Raw genomic sequence first — 16,757 nt, 5'->3', positions numbered from 1 at the left:
CCCCCGGGCATCACCATGCGCTAGCGGGCGGCGATGGTCAGCATCTCGGTGGCCAGGGCGGTCGGGGTGCGGCCCAGCCACAGCGCGTGCAGTGGGCGGGTCAGCGTCAGGCCCTCGACGTGCAACTCGACCAACTCGCCCGTGGTCAGGGCGGGGGCCGCCGCCCGGGAACTGATCACTCCGATGCCGCCGCCCGCTCGTACCGTCGCAAGGATCGTCGTGGTGGAACCGAGACTTATCGCGTGCGGTAGGGGCGGCGCGAAACCCAGGGACTGCTCCAGCCTGCTCAGGAACGTGTCACGGGTGCCGGAACCCGGCTCGCGCAGCAGCAGGGGCTGGTCGGTCAGGTCGGTGGGGCGCAAGGTGCGGCCGGGGCGGGCGGCCAGCGGATAACCGGCGGCGACCACCAGGGCCAGGCGGTCCTCGCCGACCAGGCGGGCGCCGAGGTCGGCGGGGATGTGCGGGGACTCGACAAAACCCAGGTCGGCGGTGCCGGCGCGGACCGCCTCGACGACGTCGTGACTGTTCGCCACGTGGGCGGAGATGTCCAGGTCGGGGTGGGTGCGGCGGAGGGCCAGCAGCCAGGCCGGGAGCAGGTGCTCGGCGACGGTGAGGCTGGCCGACACGTGCAGGCGGGCCTGCCGGTCGTTGCGCAGCGTCAGGACGCCGTCGGCGAGGGTCTGCGCGGCGCCGACAACACCGTGCGACCACGCCACGACGGCTTCCCCGGCCGGGGTGAGCAGGCTTCCCTTGCGGCTTCTGACCAGCAGCGGTACGCCGAGACGCCGCTCCAGCCGGGTCAACCGGGCGCTGGCGCTGGGCTGGGTGATGCCGTGCACGTGCGCCGCACGCCCGACACTGCCCGTCTCGGCGACCGAGATCAGCAGGTCGAGCGCCGGAAGATCGCTGATCCAGGGCGGCAGTGGCATCGCGCGAAGTCTGTCACAGCACCCCGGCGGAATCGTGACCAGCCGGGCATTCGGCAACCGATGACAAGCCCGCGGCGGTCACAGCAGCCCGGCCGGCAAGCCTGGACCCGGGACGACGTGCTGCAAGCCCAGGCTGGTGAGCACTACCGCGATCCACAGCAGCAGTCCGAGCAGCAGAGGGCGCACGCCGGCCCGTCGCAGTCCGGCCAGGTCGGTGCGGAGCCCGATGGCGGCCATCGCGACCGCGATCAGCAGCATCGCCACCCGGTGCAGCGCCTCCCCGACGCCGGCCGGGATCTCCAGGACGGCCATGACGAGAAAACCGATCAAGAACCAGGGCACCAGACTGATGCGCCGTACGCCGGGAGCACGGTTCAGCGCCGACAACGCCAGCACGACCGGGATGATCATCAGCGAGCGGGCGAGTTTGACGACCACCGCGTGGCGTACCGCCTCCGGCCCATAGGCTCCGGCCGCCGCCATCACCGAGCTGGTGTCGTTGACGGCGGTCCCGGCGAGCAGCCCGAACGCCTCCTGGCTCATCCCGAGGGCGTGCCCGATCTGCGGCAACACCAGCACGGCGACCACGTTGAAGAGAAAGATCGTCGATATCGCGTACGCCACGTCGTCGCTCTTCGCCCGGACCGCCGGAGTGGCGGCGGCGATGGCCGACGCGCCGCAGATGCCGGTACCGACCCCGATCAGGGTCCGCAGGTCGCGGGGCACACCGAGCCGGCGGCCCAGCGCCCAGGCCAGCAGCAGGCAGACGCCGAGCGTGCCGAGCATCACGGGTAACGATTGGGCACCCACCGTCAGCACCTCGCCGAGGGACAGTTGGGCGCCGAGCAGGACCACGGAGAGTTGCAGCACCGGGCCACCGGCCAGGTCCAGTCCGGGTCGCAGGCCGGCGTCGTGCCGGCGGGCCAGCGGGCTCAGCAGCACTCCACCGGCGACGGCGAAAACCGGAGCGCCGACCAGCGGAAACAGCAACCCGAGGGCGGTCGCGGCGAGACCCAGGGTGACGGCTGCCACCATTCCGGCACTGTGGACGGTGCCGCGCCGGCGGACCGGGGCGGGAGCTGTATCGATCATGCTTCCAGATTTCGCCCTGGGTGACCTCACCGGTAGTGACGATCAGCCGTCCAAGGTCATAGACGATGCCTATGACCTGGTCGACGGGACAGTCATGACCTCCGATTGCCCCTATGCTGCGCCGGTGCGTTTTCTTTCCAAGATCCTCTGGCCTCTCCAGGTACTGACGTTCCTGCTGATCATCGGCGGGCTGATCGCGTACGCGCCGCTGGCACGTGGTTATGCCGGGGACCACGTCTACGTCGTGGACAACAAGCAGACGATCACCGTCACCAGTTCCCCCGGCGAGCAGCTGAACTTCGGTGTCAAGATGCCGAACGCGGTCAGCGGGCTCTGGGCCTCCCCGACCGGGCTGGACCTGACCATCGGCAAGGAGAAGTTCCAGCTGATGGCGCCGAAGCCACAGACCTGGGGCGATTCGATCACCACGAGCCGGCGCAACATCTCCGACGACGAGACCGCGACCGGCCGCTACGTGGTCCCGGACGTGACCGCGGAGACGGTCCTGGACGGAAAGATCAGCGGCACGGTGATCCACCCCGTCGGCGGCCTCGGCACGTTCCGCGACGAGAACACCATCGTCGAGGTGCCGATCAAGCTGACCGTCAAGCCCGGCGACAACGGCTGGACCACCGGAAAGAAGCTGACCACGCTGGTGAACGGCATCCTGGTCGCGGCCGGGGTGCTGGCGTTCTTCGCCGTGCTGAGCATCGTCAAGAACGCCGTGCGGTACGGCGGGGCCGCTTGGAAGGAGGCGTTCGGAGCCCTGTTCGGCGTCCTGGTGATGACCGGCTTCTTCGTCGGCGCCCTGTTCCTCGGCGAGGCCCTGGCCACCCCGGACGTCAGCGACGTCGACGTACTCGGCGCCCTACCGGTGACCCCGGTCCAGTTCATCGCCTGCTTGGGCGGAGCAGCGTTCCTGGTCATGTTCGCCCTCACCATGAGCCCCGACGGACCCCCGGCGAACCAGCCCACCCCCACACCCCCGACCGCACCTCCCACCGGCCCCGCCGCACCGCAAACCGGCCCGGGCGCTCCCGCCACGCCGCCCGCAGGCCCGGCCACGCCGCCCACCGGCCCGGGCTATCCCGCCACGCCGCCCGCTGGCCCGGCCACGCCGCCTACCGGCTCGAGCGCCCCCGCCACGCCGCACGCAGGCCCGGGCGCGCCGCCCGCTTCGGGCGTCTGATTTCGGCAGGTCCCGGGCCGGTCACCGCCGGCCCGGAGCCGCATCAGCCGAATACCGCTCCGCGGCTGCTCAGGCTGGCGCCTCTCGACCTGCACCACTACGCTCAACCATCGACGTCCATCGATGGGAGCGCTCCCGGATGCAACGAATCGCCACCCTTGCCCTCGCCCTGACCGCCGGAATCGTCGCCGTCCCCCTCCCCGCGCTCGCCACGCCACCGACCTCCACCGCTCCGCGCTCCCCTGCTCTGGTCTCCACCCCTCCAACCTCAGCCCCTCCGGCCTCAACCCCTCCGGTCTCCACCGCTCCGGGGAAGGCGTGCTCCGGATACGTCGGGCTGACCTTTGATGACGGGCCCGCCGCCGGCAACACGGCGGCCCTGCTCGCCGCGCTGAAACGTGCCGGGCTGCGGGCGACCATGTTCAATACCGGACAGAACGTCGAGGCCAATCCCGAGCTGGCCCGCGCCCAGTTGCGCGCCGGGATGTGGATCGGCAACCACAGCTGGGACCACCCGTTCATGACCCAGCTGACCGAATCCGAACAGGCCGCCCAGATCTCCCGCACCCAGGACGTGATCACCAGCGTCACCGGTGTCACGCCCGAACTGTTCCGCCCGCCCTACCTGGACACCAACGACGCGCTCCGGGCCGTGGAACGCCGCTTCGGCCTCACCGAGATCAACACCGATGTCGACTCCCGGGACTGGGACAACGCGACCCCCGAGCAGATCGTGACCGCAGCCGGGCAACTCACCGACGGTGACGTGATCCTGATGCACGACTGGCCGCCGAACACGGTCGCCGCGATCCCGGGCATCGCCGACGTACTCCGTACCGGCAAGCTCTGTCCGGGAAAGATCTCCGCGGTCACCGGCCGGGCCGTAGCCCCGGGCACCCGCGCCCTAGACGGCGTGCACACCGCCGGCCGGATCGAGGCCCGTGACACCGGCGCGCGCTACACCTGGCCGGGCGTCTACTTCGAGGGCCGGGTCCGCGGCGACAGCGTCGGGGTCGTGCTCGACGACGCGGTCAACGACTACGAGCTGCGCATCGACGACCGGCCGCCGGTCACCCTGGTAACCCCCGGGCGCACCACACGCTGGGTGACCGGACTCGGAGCGGGTGTGCACGACGTGCGGCTCGCCAAACGTACCGAAAGCCCGTGGTCTCCCGGTTTGTTCGGAGGCTTTGTCGCAGGTCCGGGCGGTGCCGTGGTCGGAAAACCGGCCGCTCGCAGCCGGCAGATCGAGTTCATCGGGGATTCGTGGACGGCCGGTTACGGCAACACCTCGACGTTGCGTGACTGCTCGACCACCGGCGGCGTCGACCGCAACTCCAATGCCGACCAGTCGTTCGGCGCGCTGACCGCCCGGACCTTGAACGCCGACTACCAACTGAACGCCTGGTCCGGCCGGGGCATGGTGCGCAACTACGGCGGCGGCGATCCCGGCACCGATTACCGCACCTGGTACGAACGCACCCTCCAGGCCGCCGACCCCGCCGTCTGGCCACGCCCGGCCAGCTGGAGCCCGCAGGTGATCGTCATCGGTCTGGGCATCAACGACTTCTCCACCCCACTGGCCACCGGCGAACCGTGGCCCGACGAGGCGGCCCTCACCGCGGCCTTCCAGGAGGCCTACGCCGGTTTCCTGCGGAAGCTGCGACTGCGGTACGGCCCGAAAGCGCAGTTCGTGCTCACCTACCCCACCCTGTGGAACACCACCGCGCTGGCCACCTCGGTGGAGAAGATCGTCGCCGACCGAACCGCTGCCGGAGACAACCGTGTTCACGCCCTCCACTACGACCTCCCCCTGGACCTGCTCGGCTGCGACTGGCACCCGTCAGCCGCCGACCACCGGCTCCTGTCGACGGCACTGACCGACTACGTGAAAACACTGCCGCTCCGCTGGTGAGAGACAGCGAGACCACGTGCCCACCGCCGACGTGACGGCGGGCGCGGCGGGATGGTGTTTGATCGGGTGGTGGATCTCTTCGACGACTTCACCGGGGTTGCCCGGATCGGGCTCGGGCTGGCCGCGGTGGGGCGGCCCGGTTACATCAATCTGGGACGTGGGCGGGACCTTCCTTCCGATCGCACCGCCGAGGCCATGCGGTTGCGGGCGTACGAGCTGATGGATCGGGCCTATGCGGGCGGGGTCCGGTACTTCGACGCGGCGCGGTCCTATGGGCGGGCTGAAGAGTTCCTGGCCGGGTGGCTGCCGGGGCACGATCGGGCGGTGGCCGGGAGCAAGTGGGGGTACACCTACACCGCGGACTGGCGGGTGACCGCTGACGTGCACGAGGTCAAGGATCACGCCGTCGACGCCTACGAGCGGCAGGTCAGCGAGAGCCGGGCATTGTTCGGTGACCGGCTCTCGCTCTACCAGATCCACTCGGTCACGCCTGACAGTCCCGCGCTCACCGACACCGAGCTGCACCGGCGGCTGGCTGATCAGGGCGCCGTTGTCGGGCTGTCCACCAGCGGGCCGGCCCAGGGCGACGCGATTCGGGCGGCGCTGGCTGTCGAGGTTGACGGGCGGCCGCTCTTCCGCAGCATTCAGGCCACCTGGAACCTCCTCGAACCCAGCGCCGGACCGGCCCTGGCCGAGGCCCACGACGCCGGCCTGGTGGTGATCGTCAAGGAGGCGATGGCCAACGGCCGCCTGGCGACCCTGGAAGCCCTGGGCGCCGCCCCGGACGCGGTGGCGCTGGCCGCCGCGCTGCAACAGCCGTGGGCGACGATCGTGCTGTCCGGGGCGGCCACCGCCGGCCAGCTCGACTCCAATCTGCGAGCTGCCACCACCACCCTGAGCGACGCCGACCTGGATCGCCTGGCCGCCCTCGCCGAACCCGCCACGGACTATTGGAAGACCCGCTCCGGCCTGCCCTGGACCTGATCATTCGAGCCCCCTCCCAAAATGCCGACACCGAAAGCGTGGACCCTCGACCTAGTCGAGAGTCAAATGCCGCCGGGGCCGGTGCCGCGTCGCCGAAAGCGGCGAGCGGGCAAGTGAGGAACCCGCGAGCGGGCAAGTGAGGAACCCGCGAGTGGGCAGGTAATCGACCCTGTTGTCGGAGTGGGTCATGGGCCGAAACGGCAGAAGCGGGACGGGTGTGACGCGGGTGATGCCGTGTGGCCGGGTGGGGTCCTATGCTGCCCGCGGCAGTGGGCGTGAGCAGTACTTTCAGGGGGCACGGGACCGCATGGCTGACGAGATCGAGTATGAGTTCAAGACCGTGCGGACGGTACGCGGCGCCGAAGGTCTGACGATCTCGAAGATGCGGAACGACGGCTGGGAGCTCACCGGGCAGAACCAGGGCATGCTGCGTTCCAGCCTCGACTTCCGGCGGCCGAAGAAGCGGGAGTCCTGGCTGATGGCCGGTGCGGGTGTCGCCGTGCTCGCGGTCATCGCCGCTGTCGGTGGTCTGATCGCGGTGTTCAGCGACGACGGCGACCGAACCGAGGCAGTCCAGCAGCCGGACAGAACGGTGGCCACGGCAAGCGCACCACAAAAAACACCGTCCGCCCCGGCCACCCAAGCCGTCACGGCCACCGGGGGCACAAATGCCACCGGGAGTGCGAAGGCCCCCGGGGGCACAACGGTCACCGGGAGTGCGAAGGCCACCAAGGTGATCACGCCGAAGAACAACCCCGAGTTCGCGGCCCTGATGAAAGAACCCGACTACTGCGACACCGCCAACTCGACCTTCGCGAGCGGTCATCAGGGCCAGACCGTCGCGTTCAACGGCTCGATCGCGGACCTGGCGCCCTATCGTGACTACGAAACCCGCTTCGACCTGCTGCTACGCCCCGGCGACAAGGGTTCCGAAGCGACTGTCGGCCCGGCCTTCAAGTATGAGAACGTCAGCATCCGCGACCTGAACCTGACCGGCAAGAAGATCCCGGCCCGGGTACGCGAGGGCGACACGTTCCGTTTCACCGCCGAGATCCGCGAGTTCAACACCGTCCAGTGCCTCTTCTACCTGGACCCGGTCTCCACCCAGGTCCGCTAGCGGACCCGGGACGCGCGGGAGGCCGGCCACACCGCGCCGACCAGGGCCAGCACCGACAGCAGGGTGAGGACCGGGTGGAAGATGATCATGTCGAGCCGGATGTTGTACCCCTGGCCCACCAGCCCGGCCTCCATCTTGGCGAACAGCACCCACACCACGGCCATCACGAAGCAGGGCCAGGCCCGCAACCTGGCCAGGGGCGGTATCTGGCGGAGGAAGAAGAGCACGATCCCGGTGACCGCGAAGCCGGCGGCCAGCATCAGCATCCGGTCCGGCCGCTCCAGGAGCCCCGGATGAATGATCAGGTAGTCGACTTGATCCACAGCAGCCGATACAACCAGTAGCGGTCAAGCAAAGAGGCAGCAGTCGAACAACGAGGCAGCGGTCAAGCAACGAGGCAGCAGTCGAGCAAAGAGGTAGCGGTCAAGCAAGGAGCGCGGCCAGGCGGGCGGCGCCGACGTTGCCGCCGGTGAGGATCACGCCGACGCGGGAGGCGGTGCTCGGCAGACGGCCGGTGAGCAGGACGGCCAGGCCGGCCGCGCCGCTCGGCTCCAGGACGATCTTGAGGCGGTCCAGGGCGAACCGCATCGCGTCGCGCAGCTCGTCGTCGCTGACCAGGATCACCTCGTCGACCAGGCGCTGGTTGAGCGGGAACGTGATGTCGCCGGGGGTCGCCACGGTCAGGCCGTCGGCGATCGTCCGGGGCACCTCGATCCGGACCTGGACCCCGGCCGCCAGCGAGCGCCTGGTGTCGTCGCCGGCGACCGGTTCCACGCCGATCACCCGGGCGCCGGGCGCGGCCAGGGCGCTGCCGGCGATCAGGCCGCCACCACCGATCGGGGCGATCAGGGTGTCCACCGGGCCCACCTCGTCGAGCAGTTCCAGGGTGGCGGTGCCCTGGCCGGCGATCACGTCCGGGTGGTCGTACGGCGGGATCAGCGCCAGGCCACGGGAGGCGGCCAGTTCCCCGGTGATGGCGAGCCGGTCGTCGGTGTAGCGGTCGTAGAGGACGATTTCCCCGCCGTACCCGCGAACCGCCTCGATTTTGACCTTCGGGCTGTCCGACGGCATCACGATCACCGCGCTGCTGCCGAGTTCCCGGGCGGCGATGGCGACCGCCTGGGCGTGGTTGCCGGAGGAGAAGGCGACGATGCCCCGGGCCAGCTGGTCAGGGGAGAGCTGGGCGGCGGTGTTGTAGGCGCCGCGGAATTTGAAGGCGCCGCCGCGCTGGAAGTTCTCCGCCTTGAGGAAGACCGAGGCTCCGGCCAGGGCGTCCAGGGTCCGGGAGCGGATCACCGGGGTGCGGTGGGCGATGCCGTCGAGGCGGGCGGCGGCGTCCTGGACGTCCTGCAGAGTCACCATGCCGCAGATGGTATGTGGATCATGAAAGGAAATCGACGGTGAATACCGTGCCCCGGCCCGGCGTGCTGGTCACGGTGACGGTCCAGCCGTGCGCCTCGACCAGTTTGCGGGTGATCGCCAGGCCGAGACCGCTGCCGCCGGTGGCCCGGCTGCGGGACTGGTCGGCCCGCCAGAACCGGTCGAAGATCTTCGGCAGGTCGGTGGGGTCGATGCCGATGCCGGTGTCCCGCACGGTCAGCGCGGAACCGGAGGCGGAGACGGTCACCGCACCGCCGGGCGGGGTGTAGCGGATCGCGTTCGACACCAGGTTCGCCACGATCTGCCGCAGTCGCACCGGGTCGGCCTCGATCTTCGGGTCGCCCGCGACGTCCAGGGTCAGGCGTACGCCATCGGTCTGCGCCTGGCTCTCCACCACCTGGTCGAGCAGTTCCCGCAGGTTCACCCGGACCGGATGGATCCGCAGCGTGCCGGCGTCTCCGGCGGCCAGGTCACTGAGGTCGTCGATGATGTGCTGCAGCTGGACGGCCTCCTCGTGCAGCAGGGTGAGCAGCTGGGCGTCGGTGGGCGCGAGATCGTCCTGGGCGGCCTCCAGCCAGCTGCGGATGTTGGTCAGCGGTGTCCGCAGCTCGTGCGCCACGTCACTGACCATGGCCCGGCGCTGGGTCTCGGCCCGGTCGCGGCGGTCGGCGGAGTCGTTGAGGGCCCGCGCGAGCCGCCCGATCTCGTCGCGCCCGCCGGCCGGCACCGGCGCCTGCCCACCGGCGGCGTCGGTGAGCGCCCGCAGCGGCCGGACCAGACGGCGCCCGACCAGCACGGTGACCAGGATGGTGGCGAGCAGGACGCCGCCGGTGACACCACCGATGCGCAGCAGGTTGTCCCGGGACAACGTGAACGTCGTGAAATCTCCGCCGGTGCCGGGATCGGTTACGAACAGCAGGGCCGGTGGGGCGACGTACGGCTGAAATTGGATTTTTCGCGATTTCTCCAGGCACGACGCCGCCCGACCCGGAGTCTTCAACGGCTCGGCCGGCACGATCTGAGCGATCTGATCCGTCGGCAGAACATACATATGCAAGTTTGTGCTGATATAGAGCTTTTTATCGGGCTCCAGACCCATGCATCGAGCGGTCAACTGCGCCAGCGCCCGCAACGCTTTGCGCTCCGTGTCGGTGGTGATGTCCTCATATTTCGCCCGGCACTCCGCACCGTTGTCGAACGGATCGGTGCCGGTGGGTTCGGCCACGGCCCGCCCACCCGGCTTCTCGACGACCGCCGCCGCCACCCCGGACGCCTCCATGCAGGCGACCTGGTCGGAGGCCCATTTCCGATAGGAGGCACGCTCCGGGTCGGACAGCCGGAACGGCCCGACCACCCGTTCGTCGATCTGTGAGGTGCCACCGGTCAGCCCCAGGTCCAGCTCGAGCGGGTCGACGGTCGCCGACGGCCGGGCGTCCCGCAGCGACGGCCCGGGCCCGGACTCGACGATGACCTGCCGGTCCGCGGTCATCAGGGTGATCCGCCGGCCCAGTTCCGCGGCCCGGGCGGTGATCAGCTCGTGGGCCCCCGACCAGTCCGGGTGGGTGGCGGCGTACCCGATGAGCATGTCGTAGACGCCTTTGTCGTCGGTCAGGGACCGCCCCTGCTCCTGGCGGATCGCCCGCGTCGCGGTCTGGGTGGCCAGCCACGCGGTGGTGACGATGGCGGCGAGCGCGATGAGCACCGAGGTGGCCAGCAGCCGGGAGATCAGGCTGTGCCGGATCGGTACCCGGCTCACGCCCCCGCCACCAGCTTGTAGCCGATGCCGTAGACGGTGACCAGCCGCTGCGCCCCGATCTTGCGGCGCAGGTTCATCACGTGCATGTCGATGGTGCGTTCGGTGGAGCTGCGGTCGATGCCCCGGGTGTGGTGCAGCAGCTGGGCGCGGCTGAAGACCCGGTCGGGTTGCCCGGCCATGGCGGCGAGGATGGCGAACTCACCCCGCGTGCAGTCGATCAGCGCGCCGTCGACGGTCACCTCGTGACTGTTCTGGTTCACCACGACACCACCGGTGGCCTCGACCGGGGCGACGACCGGCCGCCGCCGCAACAGCGTCCGGATCCGGGCCATCAACTCCCGCGGGCTGTACGGCTTGACCAGATAGTCGTCGGCCCCCAACTCCAACCCCAGGAGCAGATCGTCCTCGGTACGCCGCGCGGTGAGCATCAGCACCAGCACGTCCGACTCGGCGCGCAGGGTCCGGCAGACGTGCAGCCCGTCGAGTTCGGGCATCATCACGTCGAGCACGATCAGGTCCGGCGAGGTGCGGCGGGCGGTCTCCAGCGCGGCCCGCCCGTCGTGGACCACGATCGTCTCGTGGCCCTCGCTGACCAGGTAACGCCGGATAACCTCGGCCTGACGGGGGTCGTCCTCGGCTACCAGGACCTTCGCACACATGGCAGCGACTATAGGAGTGCGGCCGCCGTTACCGTCCTTCTCCCGCGAGACCTGACAGCTTTCTGATGATCTCTGGCCACGCTCATCCCCCATGACCCCGATGAAGAGATGGTGGCTGGCCGCGGGCCTGGTCCTCGCCGTGGCCGGGACCGGCGCCGCGGCGGTCGCCGTGAACCGGCACCGGACGGCGCCCGAGCCTCCCCCGGCCGCCCCGGTCGCCGCGACCACCAGGATCGAGCGCCGCGATCTGGCCACCACCAAAACCCTGGACGGCGCCATCGGGTACGGCACGGCACGCCCGTTCTCCGGCCACCGGGAGGCGACGGTCACGTGGCTGCCCACTCCCGGCGCCAGGATCAAGCGCGGCAAGCAGCTCTACCGCGCGAACGACCTGCCGGTGCCGATGTTCTACGGCTCGATGCCGCTCTACCGCCCGATCACCGGCAAGGGCCTGTTCGGCCGGGACGTGCGGATCGTGGCCGACAACCTGCGGGCGCTCGGCTACCGCACCGGCCCGCTGAAGGGCAGCGAGAACGCCGAGCTGACCGAGGACCTGATCGCCGGGATCAAGCGCTGGCAGAAGGATCTCGGGCTGCCGGACACCGGGACGATCGCGGTCGGTGACGTCGAGGTGCTGTCCGGGGCGGTCCGGGTGGACGGGGTGTCGGTGCAGCCGGGGGTGCCCGCGAACGGCGAGCTGATGACGGTGACCTCGACCCGCAAGGTGATCTCGGTGCGCGCCGAGCTGTCCCAGGCGTCGTCGATCGAGCGCAACCAGAAGGTGACGGTGGTGCTGCCGGACGAGAAGCGGGTTCCGGCGAAGGTGCTGTCGGTGGGCCGGACCATCACCCCGCCGGACGGCGCCGACCCGCCGGGCCTGGCGGTGACGATCGTGGCCGACGATCCGAAGAAGATCGCGAAGATCGACTCCGCGGACGTGGCTGTCGACTTCGCCGGGACGGTGCGCTCCGGTGTGCTCGCGGTGCCGGTGGAGGCGCTCGTCGCGCTCGCCGAAGGCGGTTACGCGGTGCAACTGCCGGGCGGGGGCCTGGTCGCGGTCGAGACCGGCCTGTTCGCCACGGGCTGGGTCGAGATCAACGGCGACGGGCTTGCCGAGGGTACGGACGTGGTGGTGCCCGCATGACGCCGGTTCTCTCGGTCCGGAACGCGAGCATGGTCTATCCCGGCGGGGTGACCGCGCTCGCCGGAGTCGATCTGGACATCATGGCCGGGGAGATGGTGGCGATCGTCGGCCCGTCCGGTTCCGGCAAGTCCACCCTGCTCAACATCATCGGCACGCTGGACCGGCCCACTTCCGGCACGGTCCGGATCAACGGCCAGGACGTCAACACCCTCAGCGACCGGAAGCTGTCCGCGCTGCGGGCCCGCGAGATCGGCTTCGTCTTCCAGCAGTTCCACCTCTCCGACGGGCTGAGCGCCGCCGAGAACGTGTCCACCGGCCTGCTCTACGCCGGAGTCCCCCGCCGGCACCGCCGGGAACGGGCCCTGACCGCGCTGTCCCGGGTCGGGCTGTCGCACCGCTCCGGGCACCGCCCGCACGAACTCTCCGGTGGTGAACGGCAGCGGGTCGCCATCGCCCGCGCCCTGGTCAACCGGCCGTCGCTGGTGCTCGCCGACGAACCGACAGGCGCCCTGGACACCGCCACCGGGCAGACCGTCCTGCAGCTGCTGCGCGACCTGAACGCCGACGGCACCACGATCGCCCTGATCACCCACGACCGGGACATCGCCGCGTCGATGCCGCGCCGGGTGGAGATCCGCGACGGCCGGATGGTGATGCCCCGGTGAACCCCCTCGACCTGCTGTCGCTCGGCCTGATCGGGCTGCGGACCCGGCCCGGCCGGGCGATCCTGTCCGGGCTGGGCATCGCGATCGGCATCGCCACGATGATCGTGGTCACCGGCATCCCGGCGTCCAGCCAGGCCGCGCTGCTGGACCGGCTGACCGCCCTGGGCACCAACACCCTGCAGGTCACCGCGCTGACCAACCAGGATCCGCCGCCCCGGCTGCCGGAGGAGTCGGTCGGCATGGTGAGCCGGATCGGGCCGGTCACCGGGGTCAGCGCGGTGGCCAACACCCATTCGCTGGTACGCCGCAACGACCGCACCGCCCCCGACGACGGAGGCGGCCTGACCGTCCTGGCGGCCCGCACCGACCTCCCCGGCGTGATCAATGCCCGGATCCACCAGGGCCGGTGGCTGACCGCGGCGACCGCGAACTTCCCGACTGTGGTCCTGGGGTCGGTGGCGTCCGAACGCCTCGGCATCACCGAGCTGCCCGCCGGGCGGCAGGCGCCGCTGGTGATGATCGGCGAGAGCTGGTTCAGCGTCGTCGGCATCCTGGAGACCACCCCGCTCTCCCCCGACATCGACCGGTCGGTGCTGGTCGGCTGGGAGGCGGCCCGGGCCGAACTGGACTTCGACGGCCACCCGACGGTGATCTACGTACGGGCCGAGGAGTCCCAGCTGGAAGCGGTCCGGGACGTGCTCGCGGCGACCATCTCGCCGGAACGCCCCGGGCAGGTCGCGGTGACCCGGCCGTCGGACGCCCTGGCCGCGAAACGGGCCACCGAGAGCAGCTTCTCGGTGCTGTTCCTGGCCCTGGCCGGGGTGGCGCTGATCGTCGGCGGCATCGGGGTGGCCAACACGATGGTCGTCTCGGTGCTGGAACGGCGCTCCGAGATCGGCCTGCGCCGGGCCCTCGGCGCGACCCGGGGACAGATCCGCGGGCAGTTCCTCACCGAGTCGGTGGTCCTGGCGGTCGCCGGTGGAGTGGCCGGCACGCTGCTGGGGCTGGCGGCGACCGTGGGGTACGCGTACTGGCAGAGGTGGCCCTTGGTGGTGCCCGCCGAATCGGCGGGCGCGGGCGTGGCCGGAGCGGTGGTCATCGGAGTGCTGGCCGGGGTCTACCCCTGTGTCCGCGCCGCCCGGCTCACCCCCACTCAGGCGCTGGCGACGACATGACGAAAGGCGGCCTCGTGACGAGGCCGCCTTTCGTGTGGAGCTACTTCTTGGCCGCGACCTGACGCTCGCAGTCCGGGATCTTCTCCATCCCGAGGCTGATCGACTTGGAGTCGTTGTCGTCGCCGCCCAGCGCGATGCCGATGCCGTCGTCGCTGACCGCGACGTACTCGACGCCCGCCTTCTTCAGGCACTTGACCACCGCCACCGCGAAGTCCCGGGCCTCCGGGTTGGCCGGGTCCTTCTCCCAGGGCGGCAGCGGCATGTACTGCGGCTCGCAGATCTTGTTGGCCTTCTGCCACTGCTCCTCGTCCTTGGCGGTGCCCGGCTTCAACTGCATGGAGCCGCTGCCGTCACCCTTGGGGTTCCAGCCGTTCTCCCCCATGCACTTGTTGTACGGGGCCATCAGCAGCTCGAACTCCTCCGGCGTGGTGTCGAGCCGTTCCCGGGGGCGCTGATCCGCCTTCGACGGCGCCGCCGAGGGAGCCGCGCTCTGCAGGGTGGCCACCTTGCCGGTCGCCGCCGGCTTCTCCTCGGCGGGCGTCGACCCACACGCCGACATCGCCGTCAGCGCGATCGCAGCCACCAGAAGCACCCGACTCCGCATGAAAGTCTCCTCACGTAACCGTCCGGCACCGGGATTCCGGTGCCGGACGGCCAGCCTGACGAGCGACTTTCAGATGAGTGTCAGATTCAGCTGACGGTTGCGGCGAAGGTGATCGATCCGACCCGGTTGGCGATCGGGTCGACGTACAGCCGGTAGGTGCCGGTGGCGGTCAGCGTGACCTTGCCGGTGGCGTTGCTGGTCCAGCGCTTCTGGGCGCTGCCGTCCGGCCGCTTCAGCGTCCACGCCACGTAGCAGCAGCCGAACGCCGACGAGGCACGGGAACCCTTGATCGTCAGCTTCTGACCGGACGTGCCGCTGAGGGTGAGGTAACCGTTCTGCCCCGAGTTGGTGATGCTGACCGTCTTGCTGGTGCCGTCGGTGGTGAGACCGCCCAGGTTGACGTCGGCGGGCACGTCCCAGGCGGCCACCGTCACCGAGCCGGTCACGTTCTCCACCGGGTCGAGGCGCAGCTGGTAGGTGCCGTTCGACGGCAGCGACACCGGGTTGAGGTAGCCGTTGCCGGTGGCGCCACCGAGCCGGGTGCCGCCCGCGGTGAACAGTCCCCAGCTCAGCTTGCAGCAGCCGAACGAGGCCGACGCCCCGGTGGTCTGCACGGCGATCCGCTGGCCCGCGGTGCCGGCGAAGGAGAAGAAGGCGTTCTGCCCGGCGGTGCTGAGCGCGGCGGGCCTGGTGACGCCGTCCAGCGTCAGCGTGCCCAGGTCCAGGTCGGCGATCACCGGGAACGCGGCCACCGTGAACGAGCCGGTCCGGGTGCCGACCGGGTCGAACCGCACCTGGTAGGTACCGGTCACCGGCAGCGTGATGTTGTCGGCGTAGGCGGCGCCGGCCGAGGTGCTGAGCCGGGTGCCGGTCGGGGTGAACAGTCCCCACTTCAGGTCGCGGCTGCCGAGCGTCGAGGAGACGTCACTGGTCCGCAGCGCGATCTTCTGTCCCGCGGTGCCGGGAAGCGTGAGGTAGCCGTTCTGCCCGGCGGTGCTGATGCTGACGGTCTTGGTGACCCCGTCCAGGGTCAGGGCGCCGAGGTTGGCGTCGGCGGCGATGATCGAGGCGGCGGCCGTGATCGAGCCGGTCTTCGCCTCCACCGGGTCGAACCGCAGCTGGTAGGTGCCGATCGCGGGCAGCAGCACCCCGTCCAGGTAGGCGTTGCCGACCGACGAGCCGAGCTTGGTGCCGTCCGCCTGGTAGATGCCCCATTTGATCCCGCAGCAGCCGAAGACCGCCGACGCGTCGGTCGTCTTCACCGAGACCTTCTGGTTGATCGCGGTGGTGGTGAAGGTCAGGTAGCCGTTCTGCCCCGGGTTGCTGATGCTCACCGTCTTCGGGGTGCCGTCGGTGGTGATCGTGCCCAGGTTCGCGTCCGCCGGGATCTTGTAGATCGTGACGTCGAGCGAACCGGCCGAGGCGGACAGGTTGCTCACCTGGAGGGTCTGGGTGCCGGCCACCGTGGTGGCGACCAGCGTCTCCTGCCAGCCCATGTTGACCCGGCGGCAGTCCGCGGTACCCAGATTGATCATGGAGGCGTCGTAGACGCTCACCTCGAAGCTGCACCCGCCCGGTGTCGGGTTCTCGACCACCACCGCGACCCGGTCACCCACCGCGGCGTCCCAGACCCGCAGCACCTTCTTGCCGGCGCCCACACTGACCGTGTTCTTCGTCGACACGGTGGTCCGGGCGGTGCCGGTGATGTCGGCGGTCGCGGTGAACGGCGGCGCGACGAACAGATCGGTGGCACTGGTCCCGGACCCGCCCGCGTTGGTCAGGACTATCTTTCCGCCGCTGGTATCCGGAGGGACCTTGAAGGTCAGGCTGGTGGCCGTCGGCGTCCCGGTGATGGTCGCCGTGACCCCGTTGACCTTGACCGCGGGACTCAACTGGTTCAAGCCGCTCCCGGTCACCGTGATCGTGTCGTCCACCGCCGCGATCGCCGGGGTGAACGAGGTGACGACCGGCGCCGCGGCCAGCGCCGGCGAGGCCAGGAACGGGACACTCGCCGCTCCGAGGACGAGAGCGGCCGAGACTCTCACGATGCTTGACGTTCCCTGCATGATGCCTCCCTGGTTTTCCTGCTACGGAAACCATTACGGGTGGCTGAAGGGCCGCATGCGGAAACTGGAATGTTGGCAACCA

General features: G+C 70.2%; 15 protein-coding genes. 7 read left to right on the top strand and 8 right to left on the bottom strand.

Going from position 1 to position 16,757, the window contains the following annotated elements:
* Window positions 1-20: 20 nt before the first annotated feature.
* Together Aco03nite_RS31330 and Aco03nite_RS31325 are read right to left on the bottom strand one after the other, a co-directional pair.
* Window positions 21-929: a LysR family transcriptional regulator gene (locus Aco03nite_RS31330; RefSeq protein ID WP_203801253.1), complete on the bottom strand. Its 909-nt coding sequence runs from the start codon at window positions 927-929 to the stop codon at window positions 21-23.
* Window positions 930-1,007: 78 nt separating this feature from the next.
* Window positions 1,008-2,021: a YeiH family protein gene (locus Aco03nite_RS31325; RefSeq protein ID WP_203801251.1), complete on the bottom strand. Its 1,014-nt coding sequence runs from the start codon at window positions 2,019-2,021 to the stop codon at window positions 1,008-1,010.
* Window positions 2,022-2,145: 124 nt separating this feature from the next.
* On the opposite strand from Aco03nite_RS31325, the gene Aco03nite_RS31320 reads away from it, so the two are divergent.
* From Aco03nite_RS31320 to Aco03nite_RS31305, 4 genes are all read left to right on the top strand, one after another.
* The gene (locus Aco03nite_RS31320; protein WP_203801249.1) at window positions 2,146-3,210 is read left to right on the top strand and encodes a hypothetical protein; all 1,065 of its coding nucleotides are present in this window, start codon (window positions 2,146-2,148) and stop codon (window positions 3,208-3,210) included.
* Between the two features lie 139 nt (window positions 3,211-3,349).
* Window positions 3,350-5,125 (top strand): polysaccharide deacetylase family protein, encoded by a 1,776-nt coding sequence (locus Aco03nite_RS53285; protein WP_239145591.1) that lies wholly within the window; start codon window positions 3,350-3,352, stop codon window positions 5,123-5,125.
* Between the two features lie 69 nt (window positions 5,126-5,194).
* Window positions 5,195-6,109: an aldo/keto reductase gene (locus tag Aco03nite_RS31310; RefSeq protein WP_239145590.1), complete on the top strand. Its 915-nt coding sequence runs from the start codon at window positions 5,195-5,197 to the stop codon at window positions 6,107-6,109.
* A 307-nt stretch (window positions 6,110-6,416) separates the two neighbouring features.
* A complete protein-coding gene (locus Aco03nite_RS31305; protein ID WP_203801245.1) occupies window positions 6,417-7,226 on the top strand; it encodes a DUF4839 domain-containing protein in 810 nt (269 codons plus the stop codon).
* Here the strand turns inward: Aco03nite_RS31305 and Aco03nite_RS31300 are convergent.
* The 4 genes from Aco03nite_RS31300 to Aco03nite_RS31285 form a co-directional block, all read right to left on the bottom strand.
* Window positions 7,223-7,549 carry a hypothetical protein gene (locus Aco03nite_RS31300; RefSeq protein ID WP_203801243.1) on the bottom strand — a complete coding sequence of 109 codons (327 nt, stop codon included), beginning with the start codon at window positions 7,547-7,549 and terminating at the stop codon, window positions 7,223-7,225. The two genes, Aco03nite_RS31305 and Aco03nite_RS31300, sit on opposite strands and share 4 nt — an antisense overlap.
* A gap of 100 nt (window positions 7,550-7,649) precedes the next feature.
* Window positions 7,650-8,588 carry a pyridoxal-phosphate dependent enzyme gene (locus Aco03nite_RS31295; protein ID WP_203801241.1) on the bottom strand — a complete coding sequence of 313 codons (939 nt, stop codon included), beginning with the start codon at window positions 8,586-8,588 and terminating at the stop codon, window positions 7,650-7,652.
* A 19-nt stretch (window positions 8,589-8,607) separates the two neighbouring features.
* Window positions 8,608-10,362 carry a sensor histidine kinase gene (locus Aco03nite_RS31290; protein ID WP_203801239.1) on the bottom strand — a complete coding sequence of 585 codons (1,755 nt, stop codon included), beginning with the start codon at window positions 10,360-10,362 and terminating at the stop codon, window positions 8,608-8,610.
* On the bottom strand, window positions 10,359-11,021 hold the full coding sequence (locus Aco03nite_RS31285; RefSeq protein WP_203801237.1) for a response regulator transcription factor: 663 nt from the start codon (window positions 11,019-11,021) through the stop codon (window positions 10,359-10,361). The genes Aco03nite_RS31290 and Aco03nite_RS31285 overlap by 4 nt, the downstream gene beginning before the upstream one ends.
* A gap of 100 nt (window positions 11,022-11,121) precedes the next feature.
* Here Aco03nite_RS31285 and Aco03nite_RS31280 point away from each other — a divergent pair, with 100 nt between their 5' ends.
* From Aco03nite_RS31280 to Aco03nite_RS31270, 3 genes are read left to right on the top strand one after another with little or no spacing between them, the layout of a single operon-like run.
* Window positions 11,122-12,165, top strand: a complete 1,044-nt coding sequence (locus Aco03nite_RS31280) for an RND family efflux transporter (protein WP_203801235.1) — start codon at window positions 11,122-11,124, stop codon at window positions 12,163-12,165.
* Entirely contained in the window at window positions 12,162-12,830 is a 669-nt protein-coding gene (locus Aco03nite_RS31275) for an ABC transporter ATP-binding protein (protein ID WP_203801234.1), read from the top strand. Before Aco03nite_RS31280 ends, Aco03nite_RS31275 begins: the two co-directional genes overlap by 4 nt.
* Window positions 12,827-14,005, top strand: a complete 1,179-nt coding sequence (locus tag Aco03nite_RS31270; protein WP_203801233.1) for an ABC transporter permease — start codon at window positions 12,827-12,829, stop codon at window positions 14,003-14,005. The genes Aco03nite_RS31275 and Aco03nite_RS31270 overlap by 4 nt, the downstream gene beginning before the upstream one ends.
* Before the next feature lie 40 nt (window positions 14,006-14,045).
* On the opposite strand, the gene Aco03nite_RS31265 is transcribed toward Aco03nite_RS31270, so the two are convergent.
* Both Aco03nite_RS31265 and Aco03nite_RS31260 read right to left on the bottom strand, forming a co-directional pair.
* Window positions 14,046-14,609, bottom strand: a complete 564-nt coding sequence (locus tag Aco03nite_RS31265; protein WP_203801232.1) for a hypothetical protein — start codon at window positions 14,607-14,609, stop codon at window positions 14,046-14,048.
* Window positions 14,610-14,695: 86 nt separating this feature from the next.
* A complete protein-coding gene (locus Aco03nite_RS31260; RefSeq protein WP_203801231.1) occupies window positions 14,696-16,675 on the bottom strand; it encodes an IPT/TIG domain-containing protein in 1,980 nt (659 codons plus the stop codon).
* Window positions 16,676-16,757: the final 82 nt, after the last annotated feature.

Source organism: Actinoplanes couchii (assembly GCF_016862075.1).
Classification (GTDB): Bacteria; Actinomycetota; Actinomycetes; order Mycobacteriales; family Micromonosporaceae; genus Actinoplanes; species Actinoplanes couchii.
The sequence above is the reverse complement of the archived record's forward strand: the minus strand, read 5'-3'. Positions and strand labels throughout refer to the sequence as shown.